This is a genomic window from Massilia cellulosiltytica, assembly GCF_047325105.1.
Taxonomy (GTDB): Bacteria; Pseudomonadota; Gammaproteobacteria; order Burkholderiales; family Burkholderiaceae_D; genus Telluria; species Telluria orientalis.
In genome coordinates this window covers 4,712,786-4,735,422 of the sequence record NZ_CP168562.1, presented here as the reverse complement: position 1 = coordinate 4,735,422, position 22,637 = coordinate 4,712,786, and the positions used below count along the sequence as shown (strand labels likewise).

The following is a 22,637-nucleotide window of genomic DNA, read 5'->3' as shown; positions in this document are numbered from 1 at the left end:
CCGATCCGGGCGCAACGACAGTGAAAGAAACCGTTTTGAACTCCAACGACACGACGCAGCATGTTCCCGCGCAACTGATTATCGCATCGCGCGAAAGCCGGCTGGCCATGTGGCAGGCCACGCATGTGCGCGACCGGCTCGCAGCATTATATCCGCAGTGCCAAATCGACATTCTCGGCATGACCACGCGCGGCGACCAGATTCTCGACAAGACGCTGTCCAAGGTCGGCGGCAAGGGTTTGTTCGTGAAGGAGCTCGAAGTGGCGATGGCCGACGGCCGCGCCCACCTGGCCGTGCACTCCCTCAAGGACGTGCCGATGGAATTGCCGGAAGGCTTTGAACTGGCCGCCATCCTCGAACGCGAAGACCCGCGCGACGCCTTCGTCTCCAACGATTTCGACAGCCTGGCCGCGTTGCCGGCGGGCAGCATCGTCGGCACGAGCAGCCTGCGCCGCCAGGCCCTGATCGCCGCGCGCTATCCGCAGCTCGTGATCAAGCCGCTGCGCGGCAACCTCGACACCCGCCTGGGCAAGCTCGACCGTGGCGACTACGCCGCGATCATCCTCGCCGCCGCCGGCCTCAAGCGCCTGGGCCTCACGCGCCGCATCCGTGCCTACCTCGAGCCGGAAGAGAGCCTGCCGGCCGCAGGGCAGGGCGCGATGGCGATCGAGATCCTGTCGGGCAATGCCGCCGGCTTCGACGTACGCGCACTGCTGGCGCCGCTGAACCACACGCACACGGCGCAGGCCGTGCAGGCCGAACGTAAAGTGTCGCAAGTGTTCGGCGGCAGCTGCCAGATCCCGCTGGCGGCGCATGCGACCGTCGACGGCGACACGCTGCACCTGCGCGCCATGGTCGCCACGCCGGACGGCCGCCGCAGCGCGTTCGCGGACGCCAGCGGCCCGGCCGCGTTGCCGGAAGCGGTGGGCGAGCAGGTGGCGCAGAAGCTGGCCGCGCAGGATGCCGCCGGGATCCTGGCCGAATGCAAGGCGACCGCCGCGGGCGATGCCTGACGCGGTCGTCATCACCCGTCCGCGCCAGCAGGCCGAGCCGCTGGCCCGCGCGGTGGCGGCGCTCGGCCGCACACCGCTGATTTTGCCATTGCTGGACATTTCCCCGTTGCTAGATGCCGCCCCGCTGCGCGCCGCGCTCGCCCGGCTGCGCGAGTATGCGCTGGTCGCGTTCGTGTCGCCGAATGCCGTCGACGCCGCGTTTGCCCATCTCGACGCGTGGCCGGCCGAGGTGGCGCTCGCCGTCGTGGGCGAGGGCAGCCGGGCCGCGCTGGCCCGCCACGGCATCGCCGGCGATGGTTACCGCGTCCATGTCCCGCTCGACCCGGCCCGCAGCGATTCCGAACACCTGCTGCAGGCACTCGACCTGGCCGCGCTGGCGGGCCGCAAGGTGCTCGTCGTGCGCGGCGAGACGGGCCGCGAAGTGTTGCCGGACGCCTTGCGCGCGGCCGGCATCGAGGTCGAGACCGTTGCCGCCTACCGCCGTGCCGTCCCGAACCTGACGCCGGACCTGGCCGCGTCGCTGCGCGCCTTGCTGGCAGGCCCGAACGACTGGATAATCACGAGCTCGGAAGCCCTGCGCGGGCTGGCCGGCCTCGTCGAGCAGCTTGACGGCGGAGCAAGTGTGGCAAATCTGCAACGGCAGCACTTGATCGTTCCGCATGCCCGCATCGCGGAAACGGCCTCTGCACTGGGTTTCACCACTGTGACGCTCACGGGGTCGGGCGACGAGCGGCTGCTTGCCGCGTTACAATCACGAGCATGAACGAATTGCCCAACAATCCAGAAAAACCAAACATGGGCGGTCCGGTCGTTCCGCCGGAAAGCTATGTGACGCCGGCGCCGGCGGGCCCCGGCGAGCCGCGTGTTCCCGAGGGTACCAGGGTCGGCGGGCTGCTGCAGAAGCCGCAGAACGTCGCCATCCTCGCGCTGGCCATCCTGCTTGCCCTCCAGACGTATTCCACGCACAGCCGTTTCAACAAGCTGCGCGAGGATGTCGCGCGCACGCTGCAAAAGGACAATGCCTCGAACGCCGAGACGGCGCAGGCCGTGCGCGAGATCCAGGAGGCGGCCAAGGAATTGCAGGTGAAGGTCGGCGTGCTGGAAAACCGTCAGACCGAAGCGCAGAGCCAGCAGGCCGCGCTCGAGCAGATGTACCAGGACATTTCGAAGAACCGCGACGAATGGGCGCTGTCCGAGATCGAGCAGGTGCTGTCCACCGCGAGCCAGCAGTTGCAGCTGGCCGGCAACGTGCAGGGCGCGCTGATCGCGCTGCAGAACGCCGACCGGTCCCTGTCGCGCTCCGACAAGCCGCAATTCATCACGATCCGCCGCGCCATCGCGCGCGACATCGAAAAGCTGAAGGCGCTGCCGTCCGTCGACCAGCCCGGCATCGCGCTGCGCCTCGACAACGTCATTTCGCAGATCGACAACCTGCCGCTGCTGTCCGACGAAAAGCCGGCCGAGCCGATCGCGCCGTCGCGCGTGAACGCGTCTGCGGTGGCCGGCAAGGCCGCGGCACCGGCCGACCGGACGCTGGCCCAGCGCATGACCGAAACGTGGCGCAACTGGAGCCACGAGATGTGGGACGACATCCGCCAGCTGATCCGCGTGCGCACGGTCGACAACCCGGATGCGCTGATGCTGTCGCCGAGCGAATCGTATTTCGTGCGCGAGAACCTCAAGCTGCGTCTGCTGAACGCGCGCCTGGCGCTGCTGTCGCGCAACGAAGGCACGTTCCGCGACGACATCAATTCCGCACAGCAGCAGCTCGTGAAGTATTTCGACACGAAGGCACGCTCGACGCAGGCCGCGCAGGCCCTGCTGCGCCAGGTGCAGGCCAACAACGTCACCATCGACGTGCCCGACTTGTCGGAGAGCCTGAACGCCGTGCGCAATTACAAATCGAAGCCGTGAAGCGCGGGGCCTGAACGATGCGTTTATTACTCTGGTTAGTCGCCTTGATGGCTGCGGCGATCGGCATTGCCGTGACCGCGCGTTTCAATCCCGGCAACGTCGTCTTTTTCTATCCGCCGCACCGGATCGACCTGTCGCTGAACCTGTTCGTCGTGCTGGCGTTCCTGTTGTTCCTCGTGCTGTACGGCCTCGTCCGCGCCGTGCGGGCCACGCTGGGCATGCCCGAGCGCGTGGCCCAGTACCGCTACCGCAAGCGTGAACGCGAAGCGAACCGCGGCCTGCGCGAAGCGTTGAAAGCCCTGTTCGAAGGCCGCTTCGGCCATGCCGAGAAGGCCGCCATGCGCGCCGCCGACCTGCCCGAGAACGCCGGCCTTGCCGCGCTGATCGGCGCCCGGGCCGCGCACCGCATGCGCGAACCGGCGCGCCGCGACGCCTGGCTCGCAGGCATCGTGCACGACCAGTCCCTCAAGACGGCGCGCCTGATGACGGTCACGGAACTGCTCGTCGACGACCACAAGCCGGAAGGCGCGCTGGAAGCCGTCGCGGAACTGAACGCCAGCGGCCAGCGCCATATCCACGCGCTGCAATGGGCCATGAAGGCCAACCAGCAGGCGCGCAACTGGCCCGAGGTGCTGCGTCTGGTGCGCATCCTCGACAAGCGCAACGCCTTGCACCCCGCGCTGTCCGCGCGCCTGCGCGAGTTGGCGTACGACGCGCTGCTGTCCGAAGGCGGCCACGACGCCGAGTCGATCCGCCGCGTGTGGGCCGGCGTCCCGGCCGGCGACCGGGTGAAACCGACCATCGCGGCGCGTGCCGCGGCAGCGCTGAATGCGCGCGGTCTGCACGACGACGCCCGCGGCATCGTCGAGGATGCCCTGAAAGCCGGCTGGGACGAGCGCGTCGTGCGCGCCTACCGCGAGGCGGCCGGTCCGGAAGGGTCGGCCACGCTGCTGGCGCAGATCGAGAATTGCGAAACCTGGCTGCGTGCCCATCCGAACGATCCGGAACTGGAACTGACGTTGGGTTCCCTGTGCCTGCGCCAGAAACTGTGGGGCAAGGCCCAGCGCTACCTGGAGCAGGCGTTGTCCGACGCCACCGAGCCGCACATGGTGCGCGAAGCCCACCTGAAACTGGCACAGCTGCACGAGGCGCTGGGCCAGCGTGAAGAGGCGGACAGGCATTACCGGTCGTGCGCGCTGGCGACGGTGCTGTGACCGTCACGCGCGGCGTGCGTCCCGCTTGCCGCGCACGATGATCACGGCCATGTGGCCCGGCGTGCCGATGCTGTTCGCGACCGGGACGGCCGGCGTTGCCCGGGCATCCGGCAGGCGGTCGATGACGATCGATCCGGCGCCGGCGATGGCCAGCGCCGTGATGAAGATGGCTTCCATGTGTTTCTGGATGTTCATGTCGTTCCCCTCGGATTGGTGACGCGGGCGGCTGCCCGCCGACGGCTATCCAGCAGGAGGCGTGCCACCCTGCGATCGGGGGATTCCCGTGGCAAAAGAGGCCTGCCCGGTCGGGATCCCGCCAACACCGTGTTTCCGGGTGTGGGGGCCGGACCAACAGACTGCCTGTTGCGGCGGGCATTTCGGTGCTTACGCGACCTTGTGCGGCGCACAAGCCCGAGGCGATTCGTTATAATCGACCTTTTATTGTTTCTCCAGCAACCAAGGACTATCCATGAGCCTGAATAACGTCAACGCCGGCCGCGATGTGCCGAACGACTTCAACGTCGTCATCGAAATCCCGATGAACGCCGACCCGATCAAGTACGAAGTGGACAAGGAATCCGGCGCGATCTTCGTCGACCGCTTCATGGGTACCGCGATGCACTACCCGTGCAACTATGGTTACATCCCGAACACGATCGCCGACGACGGCGACCCGTGCGACGTGCTGGTCATCACCCCGTTCGCGCTGATCCCGGGCGTCGTCGTGCGTTGCCGCGCACTGGGCGTGCTGAAGATGACCGACGAAGCCGGCGGCGACTCGAAGATCCTGGCCGTGCCGGTCGAAAAAATCCTGCCGATCTACTCGCACCTGCAAAAGGTCGAAGACGTCCAGGAACTGACCCTGCGCCAGATCCAGCACTTCTTCGAGCACTACAAGGACCTGGAAAAGGGCAAGTGGGTCAAGGTCGAAGGCTGGGAAGGCCCGGACGCGGCCAAGGAAGAGATCCTCGCCGGCGTGAAGAACCACGAGTCGAAGGGCGCATAACTTCCGCACTTCGGTCGCAGGGGCCGCCACCTTCGGGTGAGCGGCCCTTTGTCGTTTACGTCACCACCGTCACCACCGTCACCACCCGATGTCGCGCAGCAGCGGGTAGGTCAGGTCGCGCGGCGGCGTCACCTCGTGCGTCAGGTCCGTGTTGATCGCCGGTTCCATCAACTGGTTTGGCTTGGCCTCCGTCGTGTAGTGCGACACGGTCGAGCCCGGCGAGTACGTGGTCGGCGTGTACATGAGGATGCGGCCCGCGCTGTCCGTGCCGGCCAGGCGCGTCGTGTCGAGTCCCAGACCGGCCACGACGCCCGACTGCGTGCGCGAGCGGCGCTCCAAAGCTGCCTTCAGCCTGATGCCGTCGGCCTGCGTGATGCGCACGGACGGGATCGTGATGCTGGCGTCGTTGCCGCTCATGCCGCCGACGTCGCCCGGCTGGTTGTCCGCCACGACCATGCCCAGCGCGCCCGCCGCCTGCACGTTGCGGGCCTTGGTGACGAAGTCGCACGTGCCGCGGTCCACGAGGGCGATGTTGCCGCGCACGGCGAGGCTGTTCACCGCATTCAGCGGATCGCAGGCGAGGCCCGTGCCGGTGGGCTGGTCGACGACGGGCATCAGCTGGCCGGCGACGGGCGGATTCGACAGCGGCGGGCCGAACGACGCATCGCCCACCGTGTAGTTGCCCCCGGCGGCACCCGCGGCGGCGCCGCTGACGGCCAGGTTCGAGACCGGATCCAGCACCTGCGGCACGGCGGCCGTCACGATCGGCCCGTTCCAGGACAGTCCGCGCCACGACACGGCCGACTCGGCGCGTTCGGCGTCCGTCATTTCCACCCACAGCTTGCCCGTGCGGTTGTTCAGCAGGTAGTAATCCCAGATCGACGGGATGCCCTGGATCTCGGCGCCCGTCTCGTCGTCGGTGAACGTCTGGAAGCCGAGACCGTGCGCGAATTCGTGCAGCAGCACCGTGACGAGGTCGATCTGGCTGCCGAACTGGTCGTCGAGGCCGAGGTAGAAGCCGGAGCCGGGCAGGCAGTCGGGGAACAGGCCGAGGCGCGCGTTGAAGCGGGCGATGATGTGCGGCTCGCCCGGCGTCGCGACGTCCTGGCCCGCCAGCTTGCTGGCCAGGGCGCTCGGGTACCACGTCGACGTGCGCGGCGCGCCCGGGAAGTCGGACCAGACCTCGTTGGCGCCGGCCGCGCCGAGGACGGCACTCGTGGCCGTGCACGACAGCGGCACGAACGACGCGCCGATGCGGATCGGCACGCTGCTCGTGAGCGTCGCGCCCCAGATGTCGGCCGCGCGCCGGAACGCGTTCAGGCGCTGCTCGCCGAGCGTCGTGCCGGTGTTGCCGCCGACGGGCGCGACCGGGGTGGGGTCGTTGAAGCCGACGCCGGGCGCGTTCAGGTTGACGATCACGATGGTGGCCGCGGCCCGGGCCGGGGCGGCCGCGCCGACGGTGAACGCACAGGCGGCGGCGACGCCGGCGAGGGCGCCCAGGACCCGTTGCAGGCGCGACGATTCAACGGCTTTCATGCTTCGACTCCCCGTGGTTGTGGTCCGGGTTGTGGTCCGGTGTCTGGCCCTGCACGCATTCGCCGGTCAGCTTGCCGTCGGGACCGCGCGTGACGACTTCGTAGACCATGCTTTTCTCGCCGAGGCGCACGCCGCGCGAGCCGTCGCGGCGGCTCATCGTGCCCTGCGTGCGGGGTGCGGCGAGGCCGGCGGTGGCCGGCGCTTTGGCGCGCAGTTCCTTCAGCTCGTCGGCCGTCGGCGCGCGCAACTGGCCGGTCTGCGGATCGCGCACGACGACCATGCCTTCCTGGCCCGCGGCCCTGGCGTGCATCGAAAAGGCGGCCAGCACGCACAGGGCGGCCAGCGTGCCGATGGTGAGCAGTTTTTCCTTGGACATGGCTTCCTCCGGTTTAAAGGCGTGACTGGCGGCGCAGCAGGGTGATCATGCCCAGGCCCAGCGCCAGCATCATCCAGTGCGCGGGCTCGGGCACCGCCGTCACTACCGAGACCGTATCGAGGCCGACATAGTTCAGGGTATCGGCCGGTCCCAGGTAGCGGAATGCGAAGCGGCCGTTGCCGCTGTTCGTGATGGTCGCCGTGAACTGCTGCCAGTCCGTCGGGTAGCCGGCCGTGCCGCCGATCGTCGTCAGCAGCGTCGTGAAGTCGGCCATGTCGGTACCGGTGCCCGCCGCGTAGCGCACTTCGAGCAGGTCGTTGAAGCCGGGCAGGGCATCGTGCCGCGTGTAAAAGCTCAGCACCGTGGTGCCGGACAGGTCGAGCACCGGCGTGATCAGCCAGTTGTCGACGCTGCCGCTGCCGTTCGCGGCGCTGAGGAAGTTGGCGGCCGCGTAGGCATCGGGCGCACCCGACTGGGCCGGGAATAGCGCCGGATTGCCCTGGAACCAGGCGTCGCCGGCGGGCACGCTGTGGTTGACCTGGGCCCATCCGGAGAGGCCCGCCACATCGTCGAATCCTTCGCTGAGCACTTCGACCCCGGCAGCCCGCGCGGTCGTCGCGCCCAATGCGGCCAGCGACAGCGCGGCTGTCGCGAACAAGGTTCTTACGGGTTTCATGGACGCCCTTTCATGAACTATGAATGGGCCCATCTTATGAGTCGGATGATAACGACCCTTGATTTTCAGCTAACGAACAGGCTGGACAAAACGGGGGTATCGATGGGCGGGCCGCGATGGGCCGCGCGACGGGACCGGAGGGCAAGCTGCCCTCCGGCGGATGACATCAGCGTGCGAAGCGGCGCATCCGCAGCTTGCCGACGATGCCGATCGGGAAGAAGTAGATGGAGAGGATGAACAGCACACCGAGCCACAGCATCCAGCGGTCCGGATGCAGCGCGGCGGCCAGCAGCGGGACGCCGGACAGCATCTCGGAGGCCTGGCCCATCAGGGTCTTGAGATAGTTCTGCGCGAGGATGAACAGCGTGGCGCCCACGACCGCGCCATACATCGTGCCCATGCCGCCGATGACGACGATGAGCAGGATGTCCGTCATCACTTCGAAGCCGAGGCTCGTCTTGGGCCCCACGTAGCGCAGCCACAAGGCCATCAGCGCACCGGCCAGCGCGGCCACGACGGCGCCCAGCACGTTGGCCCAGATGCGGTAGACGACGGTGCGGTAGCCGAGCGCCTCGGCGCGGAACTCGTTCTCGCGGATCGCCTGCAGCACGCGGCCGAACGGCGAGTTCACGATCCGCAGCAGGAACAGGAACAGCACGAGGCAGCCCGCGAACACGACGTAATAGGTGATCAGCTTGCCGTCGACGCTGCGCCCGAACACCTCGTTCTCCATCAGCGTGAAGCCCGGCGACAGGACTTCCGGCACGCTGAACGTGCGGCCGTCCTCGCCGCCGGTGAAGTCGGACAGCTGCGACGCGAGCACGGAGAACGACGACGCGACGGCCAGGGTGATCATCGCGTAGAAGATGGCGCGCACGCGCAGGGCGAACAGGCCGATGACGAAGGCCAGGACGACGGTCAGCGCCAGCGCCGCGACAATGCCCGTGACGATGGCGCTCCACGTCGGCTCGTCCACGCGGGCCAGCGCAATGCCGACGCCGTACGCGCCGATGCCGTAGAACATCGTGTGGGCGAACGAGACGATGCCGGTATAGCCGAGCAGCAGGTCGTACGACGCGACGAGCACGATGTAGACGCAGATCGTGGCCGCCGTGTTCAGCGGGCGCGCGCCGGAAAAGAGGAACGGCGCGAACAGCAGGCCGAGCAGGATGACGACGAGGAGGGCGGTCAACGCGCGGCTGCGCGGCAGGTCGCCGGAGAGAAGCTGGGTCAGCATGTCAATGACGTCCTTTCGAGTACAGGCCGGCCGGGCGCCACAGGAGGACGGCGATCATCAGCGCGATGTTCGAGACGAGCGCCACCTTCGGCGCGAGAAAGCCGGCGTAGTTGGCGACGAGCGCGATCAGCAGGGAGCCGATGAAGCAGCCGCCGACGGACCCCAGGCCGCCGATGATGATGACGATGAACGTCAGCACCATGATCTCGCTGCCCATGTGCGCCACGAGCGTTTCCTTGTACAGGCCCCACATGACGCCGCCGAGGCCCGCCAGCGCGGAGCCGGCCGCGAACACGCCGACGAACAGGCGGCGAATGCGGTAGCCCAGCGCCTCGACCATCTCGCCATTCTCGACGCCGGCACGGATCAAGAGGCCGATCTTGGTGCGGTTCAGGGTGACGAACATCGCGGCGAACACGACGAGGCCGACGACGACCGCCAGCAGCCGGTATTTCTCGATGGCGGCCTCGCCCAGGAACACGGCGCCGCGCAACGCGGCCGGCAGCGGCAGGGCGATCTGTTCGGAGCCCCAGATCACGTTGATGAGTTGTTCGGACACGATCATGCCGCCCATCGTGATCAGGATCTGCTTCAAATGCTGGCCGTAGACGGGCATGATGACAATCCGTTCGAACGCCCAGCCGAGCAGCGCCGTCACGACCATCGCGAGCAGCACGGCGAGGCCCAGCACGCCGAGGTTGGCGAGCAGGGAATCCATCTCGAGCCAGCCGCGCATCGGCAGCAGCACGAACGTCGCGGTGAACGCGCCGACGGAGACGAAGGCGCCATGGCCGAAGTTCAGCACGCTCATCAGGCCGAACACCAGCGTGAGGCCGCTGGCCATGATGAAGATCATCATGCCCATCGCGAGCCCGGCCACCGTCAGGGTGATCCAGGTCGGCAGGCTCATGAAGGGCAGCGCCGCCAGCACGACGGCCGGCACGAGCAGCAGCGGGGCGATGTCGCGCCGCGCCGCCGGCAACGGCGCATCCGCCTGGGCAATTGGGAGGGTTGCACTCATCGTTGTCTCATTCATTGATGGGAGTCGAGCGACAGGCCCAGCAGGCGCTGCTGCAGGGCGTCGTCGTGCGCCAGGTCGTGCATCAGGCCCGCGTGGACGACGCGGCCGTCGTCCATCACGCTCACGCTGTCGCCCAGGGTGCGCACGAAGTTGAAATTCTGTTCGACGAGCAGGATGGTCGTGCTCGTGTCCTTGAGGTCGCGGAACGCCGCCATCAGGCTTTGCACGATGGCGGGGGCGAGGCCCTTGGTCGGCTCGTCCACGAGCAGCAGCTTCTTCGGCTCGACGATCGCGCGGGCGATGGCCACCATCTGCTTCTGGCCGCCCGACAGATTGCCCGCCGGGTAGTTCCAGAACTTTTTCAGCGCGGGGAAGAAGCCGCAGATCCAGTCCACGCGCGCCGCGTCCAGCGGGCCGTTGCGCGCGGCGAGATATAAATTTTCGCGCACCGTCAGTTCGGAAAACACGGCCATGCTTTCCGGGACGTAGGCGATGCCGGCGCGGGCGATGTCCGGTGTGGACAGCTTCGTGATGTCGCGGCCGTCGAACGTGATCGTCCCGCGGCTGGCCTTCCACAGGCCCATGATGGTGCGCAGGGTGGTCGTCTTGCCGGCGCCGTTGCGGCCGAGCAGCACGGCCAGGCCGCCGCGCGGGACGACGAGGTCGACGCCCTGCAGGATGTGGTACTGGCCGATGTGGGTGTGGACGCCGGACAGCGTGAGGATGGGTTCGGTCATGGGCAGTGTCGTTCTCAGCGTGTCATGCGGGTTCGGGGGTGCCAAGATAGGCCTCCTGCACGATTTTCGATTGCATCACCTCGGCCGGCTGGCCGTCCGCCACGAGCGTGCCGTTGTGCAGCACGACGATGCGGTCGGCAAGTTGTCGCACGACGTCCATCTTGTGCTCGACGAGCAGGACGGTCCGGTTGCGCTCGGCCTTGACCTGGTGGATCAGGTCGAGCACGACCGGCACCTCGTCCACGCTCATGCCGGCCGTGGGTTCGTCGAACATCAGGATGGATGGTTCCAGCGCGAGCAGGATCGCCACCTCCAGCTTGCGCTGGTCGCCGTGCGACAGCGTGCCGACGAGAGAGGCGCGCTTGCCGCTCATCGACACGCGTTCGAGGTAGTGTTCGGTGCGCTGGATGACTTCCTTGTGGCCGAACCACAGCGACAGCATGCTCATGCCGATGCCGGCGCGGCTTTGCACGGCCAGCCGCACGTTCTCCAGCACCGTCAAATGCGGGAACAGGTTCGTCAGCTGGAACGCGCGGCCCACGCCCAGGCGCGTGCGGCGCGCGGGGCCGAGCCGCGTGACGTCCTGGCCGCCCACGAACACGCTGCCGGACGTCGCCGGCAGCTGGCCCGACACGAGGTTGAAGTACGTCGTCTTGCCGGCGCCGTTCGGGCCCACGATCACGGTCAGCGTGCCTGGGTAGAACTCGGCCGTCACCGCGTTGACGGCCACGTGGCCGCCGAAGCGGATGGTCAAATCGCGCGTGGCGAGCGAAGGCGCGGTCATGTCAGCGTTTGTTCCGCACGGGCAGCGGCAGCTCGCTGGCCGGGATTTCGCGTACCAGTTCCAGCAGGTCCCATTCGTTCTTCTGGTCCTTCTTGATGCGGAAGTGGTACATCGGCTGCAGCGCCTGGTGGTCTTCCTTGCGGAACGTCATCAATCCCTTCGGCGTCTCGAACGACATGCCTTCCATCGCCGCCGCCATCTGGTCGCCGTTCCCGGACGGGACTTTCTGCAGCGCCGCGACGACGGCCGCCGCCGCCGCCATGCCGCCCGCCGTGAACATGTCGGGCGGAGCCTTGTAGCGCTTCGTGTGCTCGGCCACGAGCCAGTCGTTCATCTTGTTCTTCGGGAAGCCGTAGTAGTAATTGATGGTGCCTTCCGTGCCGGCGTAGGCCTTCCACGTCTTCATCACGGGCAGGATGTTGCCGCCCGGGGCCAGCGAGATGCCGTAGCGTTCCGGCTTCATGTCCGCGATCTTGTTCATCGGGTTCGGACCGGCCCAGACGATCGCCAGCACGCGCGGCTGCGGCTTGTCCTTCAGCGCGTCGAACAGGCGCTGCGTGGGCGCGGTAAAGTCCGTCGCGGCGGCCGGCGCGTATTCCTCGTGCACGACGTTCGCCTTGCTGCCCGTGGCGGCCAGCGCTTCCTTGCCGGCCTTGATGGCGTCGCGGCCGAACGCGTAATCCTGCGCGAGGAACGCGACGCTGCCGTTCTTCAGCGTCGACGCGGCGGCCAGCGCGTCCTGCATCGAATTGCGCGCGGTGCGGAAGATGTACTTGTTCCACTTGGCGCCCGTGATCTCGTCGGCCACGGCCGGTTCGACGATCAGCACCTTCCTGTACTCCTTCGCGACGGGCAGCATCGCGAGCGCGGCGCCGGACGACGTGGTGCCGACGGCGATGTCGGCCTTGTCGTCGCCATAGGCTTCCGCCAGCAGGGTGCGCGAGAGGTCGGGCTTGCCCTGGTCGTCCTTGACGATGACCTTCAGCTTGCGGCCGTTGATTTCCATCTTGCCGCCCGTGAGGTATTCGAGGCCCAGCATGAAACCGGTCTCCGTTTCCTTGGCATAGGATTCCAGCTGGCCCGTCTTGCCGGCGATGAGGGCGACTTTCAGGTCGGGGGCGGCCAGCGCGGCGCCGGTCGCCGTCAGGGCGAAGGCGGCGAACAGGGCCAGGGGAAGGGGTTTAATGTGTTTCATGTCGTCTCCTTGATTGTTAGGGCACGTTCGCCAGGAACTTGAGGATCGCGTCCAGCGCGACCGGTTCCGTCAGCATCGGCGCATGGCCCACGTTCGGGACTTCGACGCAGGTCATGTCTGGCGCCGCGCGCCGCATCCACGCGGCCTGGCGTTCTTCGAGCAGGTCCGACAGCGTGCCGCGCACGAGCAATACGGGACGTTCCTGCGTGAGCTTGCGGAACGCCATCCGCAGCGGCAGCGACGTCGGCCTGAGTTTACCGGTTTGCAGCGCGATCGCAATATTCGGGTCGTAGCGTGGGGCCAGCCGGCCGGCGGCGTCCGGGGCGAAGGCGCGGCGCGCCCATTTGTCCCAGTCGGCATCGACGTTGTCCGGGAAGGCGCACGCGTTGATGTCGCGGACGTAGCCGGCGGCGGCGGCCCACGAATCCACGGCGGCCGTCCGGCCCGTGTAGCCTGCGATGCGCGCGAGGCCTTTTTCCGAGATCACGGGGCCGATGTCGTTGATCACCGCGGCGGCGATCAGGTCGATGTGCTTCGCGGCCAGGGTCATCGTGATCAGGCCGCCCATCGACGTGCCGACGAACACGGCGCGCGGGATGTGCAGGTCCGCCATGAACCGGGCGACGTCCCCGGCGTACACGCCCGGCGTGTAGTTGTCGGGATTCGGATCGCGCTGCGACTCGCCGCGGCCGCGCACGTCGAGCGCCAGCACGCGCCGGCCCTGGCGGGCCACGATCGGCGCGAACTCGTCGAAGTCGGATGCGTTGCGCGTCAGTCCGTGGATGCAGATCACGGGCAGGCGCCCCGTCGCGCCGGCGTCCGCGGGGTAGTCCCGCGCATGCAGCGCGAGGCCGTCGTTGCTCGTATAGCGGATGGAGGTGTAGTTGGCCACGCTGGCGATATCCTGTCGTTCGATGTTCGGTAGTGCGGCGGATGCCGGTGTGGGGCGCGGGGCCGGGCGAACCGGCCACGCGGTGGGGCGGGTCAGAAGCGGTACTCGATCGTCCCCTGCACGGTGCGCGGCGCACCGTAGAAGGCCGTCAGCGTGCCTTCGTTGCCCAACGTCGGGAACAGATAGCCCGCCGTCTTGTAGTGCACGTCCGACAGGTTCTTGCCGTGCAGGCCGGCGCGGATCTTGCCATCGGCGCGCGTCCAGACGATGCTGGCGTCGTACAGCTTGTACGCGTCCTGGTCGATGACGGACGGTGTCTCGAACTGGTACGTCTGGCCGCGGTACGACGCGCTGCCGATCAGCGACAGGCGGCCGTCGTAGCCCGCCAGCGGCATCGGCACGTCGTAGGTGGCGCGCAGGTTCGCCGAGTTGCGCGGCGTGTTCTGGAAGTGGCGCTGGTCGGCCACGTTCACGCCCGCCACGATGTACTCGTTGTACTTGGCGTCGATGTAGCTGTACATGCCGGACAGCGAGAATTCCTTCGTCAGGTGGGCCACGGCCTCGAATTCGAAGCCCTTGATCTTGGCCTTGCCCGCATTGGTCGTGAGGCCCGCGAAGCTGTCGTCCTTGCCGTCGCCGTTCGTGTCGATGGCCACCGAGCCCGGGATCTGCACGTCCTTGTAGTCGCTGTAGAACACGGCCGTGTTGGTCGTGATGCGGCCGCCGTTGAACGAGGATTTCAGGCCCAGTTCATAGGTGCCGATCGTCTCGGGCTTGTAGCCGGCCCGGGCCTGCGCCAGCGAGATCTTCGTGCCGACCACGTTCGTGCGCGGATCGAAGCCGCCGCCCTTGAAGCCCTTCGAATACGACGCGTACACGTTCTGCGACGGCGTCGCCTTCCAGCCCAGGGCGATGCGCGGCGTGAACTTCTTGTCCTCGCGCGACAGGTCGCGCAGGTCGGTGTCGGTGCGGAACAGCAGTGCGCCCGGGTTGCCCATTTCCGGCGTGCCTTTCAGGCCCAGGTAGATCTGGCGGTAGATGTCGGCGTCGCGCTTGTCCACCGTGTAGCGGCCGCCCAGCGACAACTGCAGCGCGTCGGTCAGGTTGTAGCTGCCGTCGGCGTATGCGGCCCAGGCCTTCGTGTCGATGCTGCCGCTCGTGAAGGTGCTGGTCGGGACGGCGCCCGCGAGGATCGTGTCGAACTTGTTGTAGGCGTTCGCGTCGATGTAGTAGACGCCGGCCGTGCCCTGGATCTTCGGACCGGTATAGGTCAGGTTGAATTCCTGGCTGAACTGGCGGTTCGTGTACAGCGCCGGCACTTCCATGTCGATGACGGGCAGCGAATCGAAGTCGATCGGCGCCCACGATTTGTCCTGGCGCTGCGCGGTGATCGACTTGAACGTCAGCTCGGGCGACACGTTCCACTCGACGGTGGCGGCGACGCCGTGCTGGCGCACCGACTGCTTGTGGCCGAGGGCCGTCAGCATCTCCGCATTCGAGTCGTACACGTTCGACAGGATCGGCGCGCCGCTCGTGCGGCCGGCAATGAGGCGGTGGCCGTTCTTCGGATGCGAGTCGTCCTGCGTGATGTCGCCGGCGAGGCGGATGAACAGGTCGGGCGTCGGCGTCCATTCGGCCGACAGGCGCGCGGCCTTCAGGTCCTTGTCGTAGTTCGGCGAGCCGTCGAACAGGTTCGTGCCGTAGCCGCCGTGCTTGAATCGTGCGACCGTGCCGCCCACGCGCAGCTGCTCGTTGACGGGCGTGCTGGCCGTGATGACCGCGTCGCGTTCCTGGTAGTTGCCCAGGGTGCCGCGCAGGCGCACGTCCGTCCGCGGGGCCAGCTTGCGGGTGACGTACTTGACGGCGCCGCCGATGGTGTTGCGGCCGTACAGCGTGCCCTGCGGGCCGCGCAGCACCTCGATGCGCTCGACGTCGTAGATGTCGGCCACGGCGCCCTGCGGACGGGCGAGATACACGTCGTCCAGGTAGATGCCGACGCCGGATTCGAAGCCGGCCAGCGGGTCGGCCTGGCCCACGCCCCGGATGAACGCGGTGAGGGTCGAGTTGGTGGCGCGCGACGCCTTCAGGGTGGTGTTCGGCAGCGCCGTCGCCAGGGCGACGACGTCCGGGACGGCCTGCTTGGAGAGCTGGTCGGCGCTGAACGCAGTGACGGACACCGGGACATCCTGCAGCGTTTCCTCGCGCCGGCGTGCGGTGACGACGACTTTCTCGATCGTGCCTTCCGGTGCAGTGACGACACTGCCGGCGGCACCGCTGGCGGCACCCGACTCCTGGGCGTGCGCGGCGCCGGCGGCACCGCCGGACAGGACGAGCAGGGCGGCAGCCGAGCGCTGGATCAGCTGCTGTTTTTTCTTGCTAAGACGCATTGAGGTCTCCTGATTTTGTTGTGGTGTCATGCGTTCAGTCTTCGCATGCATCACAGTGTGCCTCGGATGAATTTGGCTGAAAAGACAACGCCGCGCCCACAGGGTGTGCATTTATGCACAACGCCGTGGGACGTCCCGCGAGGGGCGGCGCCAGAGGGCGCGGCGTGTCGCGACGTCCGGAAAGCGGGTTTGCTGTGCATACGCAAGTGCTGTTCCGAAAACGTTGCAGCGGCAATGTGCACTGGTGCACAATATGTCACCTTGATATCAAACAACGGTTCCCGAAAAAGCCGCAGCGAATGGCGATCCCATGCGTGACGGATCGAGGAACGGGGAGACAGACATGCACAGCCTGCCGGAATGGACGGACTTGCGGTTTTTCCTGGAGCTGGCGCGCGCCGGCACCCTGTCCGGGGCGTCGCGCCGCCTGGACGTGGAGCACACGACGGTGGCGCGCCGCATCGACCGCCTCGAGCAGCAGCTGGGCACGACCCTGTTCGACCGCTCGCGCGAGGGCTACGAGCTGACGGAGATGGGCCAGGCCCTGCTGCCGCACGCCGAGGCGATGGAGGGCGCGGCGCTCGCGGCCACCGAGCAGCTGGGCGGCGCGGAGGTGGCGGCGGCCGGCGTCGTGCGGCTGGGCGTGCCGGAGGTGTTCGGCACGCGGGTCGTCGCGCCGTTGCTCGTGAAGCTGTTCGAAGATCACCCCGACCTGTCGATCGACCTGCTGGCGCTGCCGCGCTTCGCCAACCTCGCCAACCGCGAGGCCGACCTCGGCGTCATGCTCGACCCGCCGTCGACGGGGCGCTACATGGTCACGCGGCTCGCCTCCTTCCGATTTTATTTGTACGCGGCGCCGACCTACCTGGCGAAGCACCCGCCGATCCGCACGCACGCGGACCTGGAACGCCACGATTTCGTCGACTATGTGCAGGACCGCCTCGCGAGCCGCGAGCTGTCGTACCTGAACGAGCTCGGATTCACGCCGCGCCGCCGGCTGTGCTGCTCGGGCATGACGGCCCAGATCGAGGCCGCGTCGCTGGGCATGGGCCTCATGATGGCGCCGCCGTACGCCGTGCCGGACGACGGCCGCCTCGTGCCCGTGCTGCCGGGCTTTTATGCCGAGCGCTCGTTCTGGCTCGCGGCGCCGACGGACCTGTACCGGCTGCGCCGCGTGAAAGTCGTGTGGGACCTGCTGCGCGACCTGGCCGACAACAATCCGAAGCTGTGGTGGCATAACGGCGACATGGGGAAGGCGGCATGATCCGTGACTACGTCGAGGCCGACCGCGCCGCCGTCAACGCCGTCGCGCTGGCCGCGTTCGCGCAGTATGCGGGCGATTACGAGGACTGGCCCACGTTCAGCGCGGGCATAGCCCGGATGGCCGACCTGGCCGCGGACGGCGACCTGCTCGTGGCGGAGCGCGGCGGCGTTGTCGCGGGGGCCGTCGTGCACGTGGGGCCGGGACGGCCGCGCAGCGCGATCTATCCGGACGACTGGTCGGTGATCCGCATGCTGGTCGTCGATCCGGCGGCGCGCGGCGGCGGCATCGGCCGCGCGCTCGTCGCGGCCACGCTCGAACGGGCGCGGCGTGCGGGGGCGCCGGCCGTCGGGCTGCACACGAGTCCCATCATGGCGACGGCGCTGCGGCTGTACGAATCCATCGGCTTCGTGCGCGAGCACGACCTGCCGCCGATCCGCGGCGTGCCGTACGCGCGTTATATGCTGCCCGCGGCCGATATCGATGCGGCGCTGGTGAAGCTGGGCATGGCGTCAGGAACGCCAGTCGCAGCATAAAAACGTCGTTCCCGCGAAGGCGGGAACCCAAGGTTCGCCTGCTTCGCGATAGCGCGTGCAGATCGGGTCCCCGCCTGCGCGGGGACGGCGGTTCATGTGTCGCGGGCCTGGTTCCCCGGGTGCAGCAGCACCGGAATCGACTTCGACGTCGGCGTGCCCGCGCCCACGGCCACGCTGTCCAGCGGGACGAGCGGATTCGTCTCCGGATAATAGGCGCCGACGCAGCCGCGCGGGATGTCGTATTCGACGAGCAGGAAGCCGTCCGCGCGGCGTTCGATGCCGTCGTCCCACACGCTCGTGATGTCGACCTTGTCGCCCGCCTTCAGGCCGAGCATCGCAAGATCGTCGCGATGGATGAACACGACGCGGCGCATGCCGAACACGCCGCGGTAGCGGTCGTCCAGGCCGTAGATGGTCGTGTTGTACTGGTCGTGCGAGCGGGTCGTCATCATGGTCAGCAGGCGCTCGCCGTGGATGGCGCGGGCGCGGTGGATCGCCGTGTCGCGGTCGATCGCGTTGACGACGAACTGCGCCCGCGCGCTCGGCGTCGCCCACGTGCGCTCGCGCGACGCCACGCGCAGGTGGAAGCCGCCCGGCCTGGCCACGCGGGCGTTGTAGTCGTAGAAGTCGTCGAACACCTTCTCGATGTCGTCGCGGATCAGCGCATAGTTCGCGGCGCGCGCCAGCCAGTCCACCTTGCCGCTTCCCAGCGTGGCGTGGGCCATGCGCGCGACGATGGCGATTTCGGACAGCAGGTTGGTCGACGCGGGGCGGTTGATGCCGTACGAGATGTGCACCATGCTCATCGAGTCTTCCACCGTCACGCCCTGCGCGACGCCGTCCTGCAGGTCGATCTCCGTGCGGCCCAGCGTGGGCAGGATCAGCGCGTCGCGGCCGTGCACGAGGTGGCTGCGGTTCAGCTTCGTCGACACCTGCACCGTCAGCGCGCACTGGCGCAGGCCGGCCCACGTGAGCGGGGTGTCGGGCGTGGCGGCCGCGAAGTTGCCGCCCAGGCCGACGAACACGTTCACGCGGCCGTCCACCATGCCGCGGATCGTGGCCACGACGTCGAGCCCGTGGTGGCGCGGCGGCGCGAAGTCGAACACCTGGCCCAGGCGGTCGAGGAAGGCGGGCGTGGGGCGTTCCTCGATGCCGACCGTGCGGTCGCCCTGCACGTTCGAGTGGCCGCGCACGGGACACAGGCCGGCGCCGCGGCGGCCGATCTGCCCGCGCATCATCATCAGGTTCGACAGCATCTGCACGGCCGCCACCGATTGCCTATGCTGGGTCAGGCCCATGCCCATGCCCCAGCATGCGATCACGCGTTCGGCGCTCGCGTACAGGCGCGCCAGGCGTTCGATCTCGGCGCGCGGCACGCCCGATTCCTCCAGCAGCATGCCCCAGTCCTCGGCGCGCAGGTCGGCCGCGAACGCGGCGAAGCCGGTCGTGTGGGCGTCGATGAATGCCGTGTCGAGCACGCGCGGATTGCCCGCGGCCTGGGCCTCGTCGTCCAGTTCCAGCACGCGCCTGGCCACGGCCTTGATGAGGGCCAGGTCGCCGGACACACGCGGGCGCACGAACATGGAACTGATCGGCGTGCTGGCATTGGTGAGCATCTCGGCCGGGCTTTGCGGATCCTGGAAGCGCTCCAGGCCGCGTTCCTTCAGCGGGTTGATCGACACGATGGCGGCGCCCCGTTTCGCGCATTCGCGCAGGAGGCCCATCATGCGCGGGTGGTTCGTGGCCGGGTTCTGGCCGAAGATCAGGATGGCGTCGGCCTCGTCGAAATCGTCCAGCGTGACGGTGCCCTTGCCGATGCCGACCGTGCCGGGCAGGCCGCGGCTCGTCGCCTCGTGGCACATGTTGGAACAGTCGGGGAAGTTGTTGGTGCCGACCATGCGCGCGAACAGCTGGTACAGGAACGCGGCTTCGTTGCTGGCGCGGCCGGACGTGTAGAACGCCGCGCGGTCGGGGTCGTCCAGCGCGTTCAGGTGGCGCGCGATGAGGGCGAACGCATCGTCCCACGCGATGGGGACGTACTTGTCGGTGGCGCGGTCGTACGCCATCGGGTCGGTCAGGCGGCCGTGCCGTTCCAGTTCGTAGTCGCTTTGCGCCATCAGTTCCGTCACCGTGTGCCGTGCGAAGAACTCGGGCGGCACGCGCTTGCTCGTCGCTTCCGCCGCCACGGCCTTGACGCCGTTCTCGCAGAATTCGAACGTGGACGTATGGACGCGGTCGGGCCACGCGCAGCCGGGGCAGTCGAAGCCGTCCGGCTGGTTCTGCGCGAGCAGCGTCCCGATGCTGTTCCTGCCCACGCGTTCGCGGACCAGGTTCAGCGCCACGTATTTCAGCGCGCCCCAGCCGCCGGCGGGGTTGGAGTACGGGGCGATGCGCCCTCCGGTGTCGTTCTCGGCCATGCTTGCCTCTCTTTTTGCGATGGCAACAGTGTCATGGATGAGCCTCCCACTGTGCAGATACAGTTGCGCAGATGACGATGGAGTACAGTTGGCCCGGCGGTGCTGCAACTGTACCGCTGCGCTATACTCGTCCGCATGAAGCTCTACGAGTCCCTCGCCGCCGAAGTCGAAGGCCAGGTCGCGCGCGGCGTGCTGCTGGAAGGGGAGCGGCTGCCCTCCGTGCGCCAGGCCAGCCAGCGCCGCAAGCTGAGCATCAGCACGGTGCTGCGCGCGTACTCGCTGCTGGAGAGCAGGGGCGTCATCGAGAGCCGGCCGCAATCCGGCTTCTTCGTGCGCGCCCGGCAGCGCGTCACGCCTCGTTCCGCCGAGCCGGCGCCCGCCCTGACGTTGTCGTCGGAAGTGGACGTGAGCCGGCTCGTGCTGTCCACGTTGCGCACGATCCGCACGCAGGGCGCCGCGCCGCTCGGTTCGCCGTACCCGGATCCCGCCGCCTTCCCGGCGGCGCGCATCAGCCGGTACGCCAACGCGATCGCGCGCAGCCGCCCCGTCAGCGTGCTGGACGACCTGCCGCCGGGGAATCCGCAACTGATCCGCCAGATCGCGCGCCGCTACATGGAGCACGGGGTCGCCGTCGATCCGGCCGAGATCATCGTCACCGTCGGCGCCACCGAAGCGATCAACCTGTGCCTGCAGGCCGTCGCCGGGCCGGGCGATACCGTCGCCGTCGAGTCGCCGACGTTCTACGCGATGCTGCACGCGATCGAGCGCATGGGCATGCGCGCGCTCGAGGTGCCGACGGACCGGCACACCGGTATCGATGTCGACGCGCTGCGCACGATCCTGGCCAGCCAGCGCGTGGCCGCGGTGATGGTGATGCCGAACTTCCAGAATCCCCTCGGCTTCCTCATGCCGGACGGGCGCAAGCGCGAACTCGTGGCGCTGCTCGCGGAGCACGGCATCCCCGCGATCGAGAACTGCGTCTACGACGAGCTGTATTACGGCGACAGCCACCCGTGCCCCCTCAAGACATGGGACACGCGCGGCCTCGTGCTGCACTGCGCGTCGTTCTCGAAGAGCCTGACGTCGAACTACCGCATCGGCTGGGCGCTGGCGGGACGCTACGCGGCCCAGGTGGAAAAGCTGAAATTCCTGAACACGCTCAGCACGCCGTCGCTGCCGCAGCTGGCGATCGCGGACTACCTGCAGCACGACGGCTTCGACCGCCACCTGCGCCAGGTGCGCAAGGGGTATGCGCAGCGCGCGCGGATGATGGCGGCCGCCGTGCTGCGCTTCTTCCCGGCCGGCACCCGCGTCTCGGAACCGCAGGGCGGCTACGTGCTGTGGGTGGAACTGGCGGGCGGCGTCGATGCGATGCGGCTGTACGCCCGCGCCCTCGAGCACGGGATCACGGTCGGCCCCGGCCACATGTTTTCGGCGCGCGGCAGCTGGACGCACTGCATCCGCCTCAACTACAGCTACCCGTGGACCCAGGCGACCGAGGCAGCGTTGAAGACGCTGGGCCGGCTGGTCGCGGAACTGGCGTGAGCGGGTATAATCCGCTCCGTTTGGTGCCCGCGCGTGCGTTCCGCATGCGCAGTTAAACGGGAAACACATGGCGGACGATTCCGTGTCCGCCAGGGTGTGCTGCCCCCGCAACGGTAAGCAAGCGCCGTCTTTCGACGGCAGGCCGGTCCTCGAACCACTGTGCGCAGCCGCGCATGGGAAGGTGGGCCGGTCCGCCTTGCCAGCCCGGATACCGGCCAGACAGGTGGCGGACCTTTACGAAGGACCGCCGTTCCAGTCGCGCCCACGGGGAAGTGGGCGGATTGCCTGCCATCGTGATTGCCATGCCTGAACCGACCTTTGACGGCGCCGTGCGCGCCGTCGAAACCATGCTGTATTCCGTTTCCACCGTCCTGTACCTGCCCGTCCTCGTGGCCATCGCCGCGCTGCTGCTGTACATGCTGGCCTGCCTCGGCGCCTTCCTCGGCGAATGGCGCGAGCGCCGGCGCGGCGCGCGCCTGCTCGTCGACGGCGCCCGCGCCGCGATCGACACCTGCGTGCGCGACTCCGCCGCGCCGCTCGACGCCCACCTCGAACGCATCGTGCAAAGCGCCGAGGGCGCCGGCCTGCGCCGCCTCGATGCCGTGCGCTTCGTCGTGCGGGTCGGTCCCGCGCTGGGCCTGATGGGCACCCTGATCCCGATGGGCATCGCGCTCGCGGGCCTCGCCCACGGCGACCTGCCGCACATGGCGCAGAACATGATGACGGCGTTCACCGCGACGGTCGTCGGCCTCGCGTGCAGCGTGCTGGCCTACGTGCTGGCGCTCGTGCGCGAACACTGGCTGCGCGCCGACATGCTGGACGTCGCCTTCGCGGCCGAGCAGGCGCTGGCCAACGTTCCGGCTTTGCGCGCGATTCGCGCGTGAGGCCGG

The 22,637-nt window shown here is 68.2% G+C and carries 21 protein-coding genes and 1 riboswitch; of the genes, 9 read left to right on the top strand and 12 right to left on the bottom strand.

What is annotated here, in order from left to right; translation table 11 throughout:
- Positions 1-35: 35 nt before the first annotated feature.
- The 4 genes from hemC to ACEN9H_RS20590 are packed head-to-tail and all read left to right on the top strand — an operon-like array spanning position 36 to position 4,141.
- Entirely contained in the window at positions 36-1,013 is a 978-nt protein-coding gene (gene hemC, locus ACEN9H_RS20605) for a hydroxymethylbilane synthase (RefSeq protein WP_307167974.1), read from the top strand.
- On the top strand, positions 1,006-1,776 hold the full coding sequence (locus tag ACEN9H_RS20600; RefSeq protein ID WP_413671901.1) for a uroporphyrinogen-III synthase: 771 nt from the start codon (positions 1,006-1,008) through the stop codon (positions 1,774-1,776). Before hemC ends, ACEN9H_RS20600 begins: the two co-directional genes overlap by 8 nt.
- Positions 1,773-2,927 carry a uroporphyrinogen-III C-methyltransferase gene (locus ACEN9H_RS20595; protein ID WP_413671900.1) on the top strand — a complete coding sequence of 385 codons (1,155 nt, stop codon included), beginning with the start codon at positions 1,773-1,775 and terminating at the stop codon, positions 2,925-2,927. Before ACEN9H_RS20600 ends, ACEN9H_RS20595 begins: the two co-directional genes overlap by 4 nt.
- Before the next feature lie 17 nt (positions 2,928-2,944).
- A complete protein-coding gene (locus ACEN9H_RS20590) occupies positions 2,945-4,141 on the top strand; it encodes a heme biosynthesis protein HemY (RefSeq protein WP_413671899.1) in 1,197 nt (398 codons plus the stop codon).
- 3 nt (positions 4,142-4,144) lie between these two features.
- Here the strand turns inward: ACEN9H_RS20590 and ACEN9H_RS20585 are convergent, their stop codons facing one another.
- Positions 4,145-4,336 carry a hypothetical protein gene (locus ACEN9H_RS20585; protein ID WP_371766248.1) on the bottom strand — a complete coding sequence of 64 codons (192 nt, stop codon included), beginning with the start codon at positions 4,334-4,336 and terminating at the stop codon, positions 4,145-4,147.
- Positions 4,337-4,610: 274 nt separating this feature from the next.
- Here ACEN9H_RS20585 and ppa point away from each other — a divergent pair, with 274 nt between their 5' ends.
- Entirely contained in the window at positions 4,611-5,147 is a 537-nt protein-coding gene (ppa, locus tag ACEN9H_RS20580) for an inorganic diphosphatase (protein WP_056127683.1), read from the top strand.
- A 78-nt stretch (positions 5,148-5,225) separates the two neighbouring features.
- Here the strand turns inward: ppa and ACEN9H_RS20575 are convergent, their stop codons facing one another.
- The 10 genes from ACEN9H_RS20575 to ACEN9H_RS20530 form a co-directional block, all read right to left on the bottom strand.
- Positions 5,226-6,683 (bottom strand): PA domain-containing protein, encoded by a 1,458-nt coding sequence (locus ACEN9H_RS20575; RefSeq protein WP_413671898.1) that lies wholly within the window; start codon positions 6,681-6,683, stop codon positions 5,226-5,228.
- Positions 6,670-7,059, bottom strand: a complete 390-nt coding sequence (locus tag ACEN9H_RS20570) for a post-PEP-CTERM-1 domain-containing protein (protein WP_413671897.1) — start codon at positions 7,057-7,059, stop codon at positions 6,670-6,672. The genes ACEN9H_RS20575 and ACEN9H_RS20570 overlap by 14 nt, the downstream gene beginning before the upstream one ends.
- A gap of 13 nt (positions 7,060-7,072) precedes the next feature.
- A complete protein-coding gene (locus ACEN9H_RS20565) occupies positions 7,073-7,735 on the bottom strand; it encodes a choice-of-anchor J domain-containing protein (protein WP_413671896.1) in 663 nt (220 codons plus the stop codon).
- Between the two features lie 166 nt (positions 7,736-7,901).
- Positions 7,902-8,972, bottom strand: a complete 1,071-nt coding sequence (locus ACEN9H_RS20560) for a branched-chain amino acid ABC transporter permease (protein WP_413671895.1) — start codon at positions 8,970-8,972, stop codon at positions 7,902-7,904.
- A 1-nt stretch (position 8,973) separates the two neighbouring features.
- Positions 8,974-9,993 carry a branched-chain amino acid ABC transporter permease gene (locus ACEN9H_RS20555; protein WP_413671894.1) on the bottom strand — a complete coding sequence of 340 codons (1,020 nt, stop codon included), beginning with the start codon at positions 9,991-9,993 and terminating at the stop codon, positions 8,974-8,976.
- A gap of 11 nt (positions 9,994-10,004) precedes the next feature.
- Positions 10,005-10,730, bottom strand: a complete 726-nt coding sequence (locus tag ACEN9H_RS20550) for an ABC transporter ATP-binding protein (RefSeq protein ID WP_056127698.1) — start codon at positions 10,728-10,730, stop codon at positions 10,005-10,007.
- Between the two features lie 22 nt (positions 10,731-10,752).
- The gene (locus tag ACEN9H_RS20545) at positions 10,753-11,514 is read right to left on the bottom strand and encodes an ABC transporter ATP-binding protein (protein WP_413671893.1); all 762 of its coding nucleotides are present in this window, start codon (positions 11,512-11,514) and stop codon (positions 10,753-10,755) included.
- A 1-nt stretch (position 11,515) separates the two neighbouring features.
- Positions 11,516-12,709 carry a substrate-binding domain-containing protein gene (locus ACEN9H_RS20540; RefSeq protein WP_413671892.1) on the bottom strand — a complete coding sequence of 398 codons (1,194 nt, stop codon included), beginning with the start codon at positions 12,707-12,709 and terminating at the stop codon, positions 11,516-11,518.
- 16 nt (positions 12,710-12,725) lie between these two features.
- Positions 12,726-13,601, bottom strand: a complete 876-nt coding sequence (locus tag ACEN9H_RS20535; protein WP_413671891.1) for an alpha/beta fold hydrolase — start codon at positions 13,599-13,601, stop codon at positions 12,726-12,728.
- 92 nt (positions 13,602-13,693) lie between these two features.
- The gene (locus ACEN9H_RS20530; protein WP_413671890.1) at positions 13,694-15,988 is read right to left on the bottom strand and encodes a TonB-dependent receptor; all 2,295 of its coding nucleotides are present in this window, start codon (positions 15,986-15,988) and stop codon (positions 13,694-13,696) included.
- Positions 15,989-16,331: 343 nt separating this feature from the next.
- Here ACEN9H_RS20530 and ACEN9H_RS20525 point away from each other — a divergent pair, with 343 nt between their 5' ends.
- Together ACEN9H_RS20525 and ACEN9H_RS20520 are read left to right on the top strand one after the other, a co-directional pair.
- A complete protein-coding gene (locus ACEN9H_RS20525) occupies positions 16,332-17,252 on the top strand; it encodes a LysR family transcriptional regulator (protein ID WP_056127713.1) in 921 nt (306 codons plus the stop codon).
- Positions 17,249-17,785, top strand: coding sequence for a GNAT family N-acetyltransferase (locus ACEN9H_RS20520; protein ID WP_413671889.1), 537 nt, complete (start codon positions 17,249-17,251; stop codon positions 17,783-17,785). The genes ACEN9H_RS20525 and ACEN9H_RS20520 overlap by 4 nt, the downstream gene beginning before the upstream one ends.
- Positions 17,786-17,877: 92 nt before the next feature.
- Here the strand turns inward: ACEN9H_RS20520 and ACEN9H_RS20515 are convergent, their stop codons facing one another.
- The gene (locus ACEN9H_RS20515) at positions 17,878-20,202 is read right to left on the bottom strand and encodes an FdhF/YdeP family oxidoreductase (RefSeq protein WP_413671888.1); all 2,325 of its coding nucleotides are present in this window, start codon (positions 20,200-20,202) and stop codon (positions 17,878-17,880) included.
- Between the two features lie 135 nt (positions 20,203-20,337).
- On the opposite strand from ACEN9H_RS20515, the gene ACEN9H_RS20510 reads away from it, so the two are divergent.
- Both ACEN9H_RS20510 and ACEN9H_RS20505 read left to right on the top strand, forming a co-directional pair.
- Positions 20,338-21,747 carry a PLP-dependent aminotransferase family protein gene (locus tag ACEN9H_RS20510; protein WP_413671887.1) on the top strand — a complete coding sequence of 470 codons (1,410 nt, stop codon included), beginning with the start codon at positions 20,338-20,340 and terminating at the stop codon, positions 21,745-21,747.
- A gap of 4 nt (positions 21,748-21,751) precedes the next feature.
- A riboswitch (cobalamin riboswitch) is annotated at positions 21,752-21,982 on the top strand.
- 67 nt (positions 21,983-22,049) lie between these two features.
- Positions 22,050-22,631 carry a MotA/TolQ/ExbB proton channel family protein gene (locus ACEN9H_RS20505; protein WP_413671886.1) on the top strand — a complete coding sequence of 194 codons (582 nt, stop codon included), beginning with the start codon at positions 22,050-22,052 and terminating at the stop codon, positions 22,629-22,631.
- Positions 22,632-22,637: the final 6 nt, after the last annotated feature.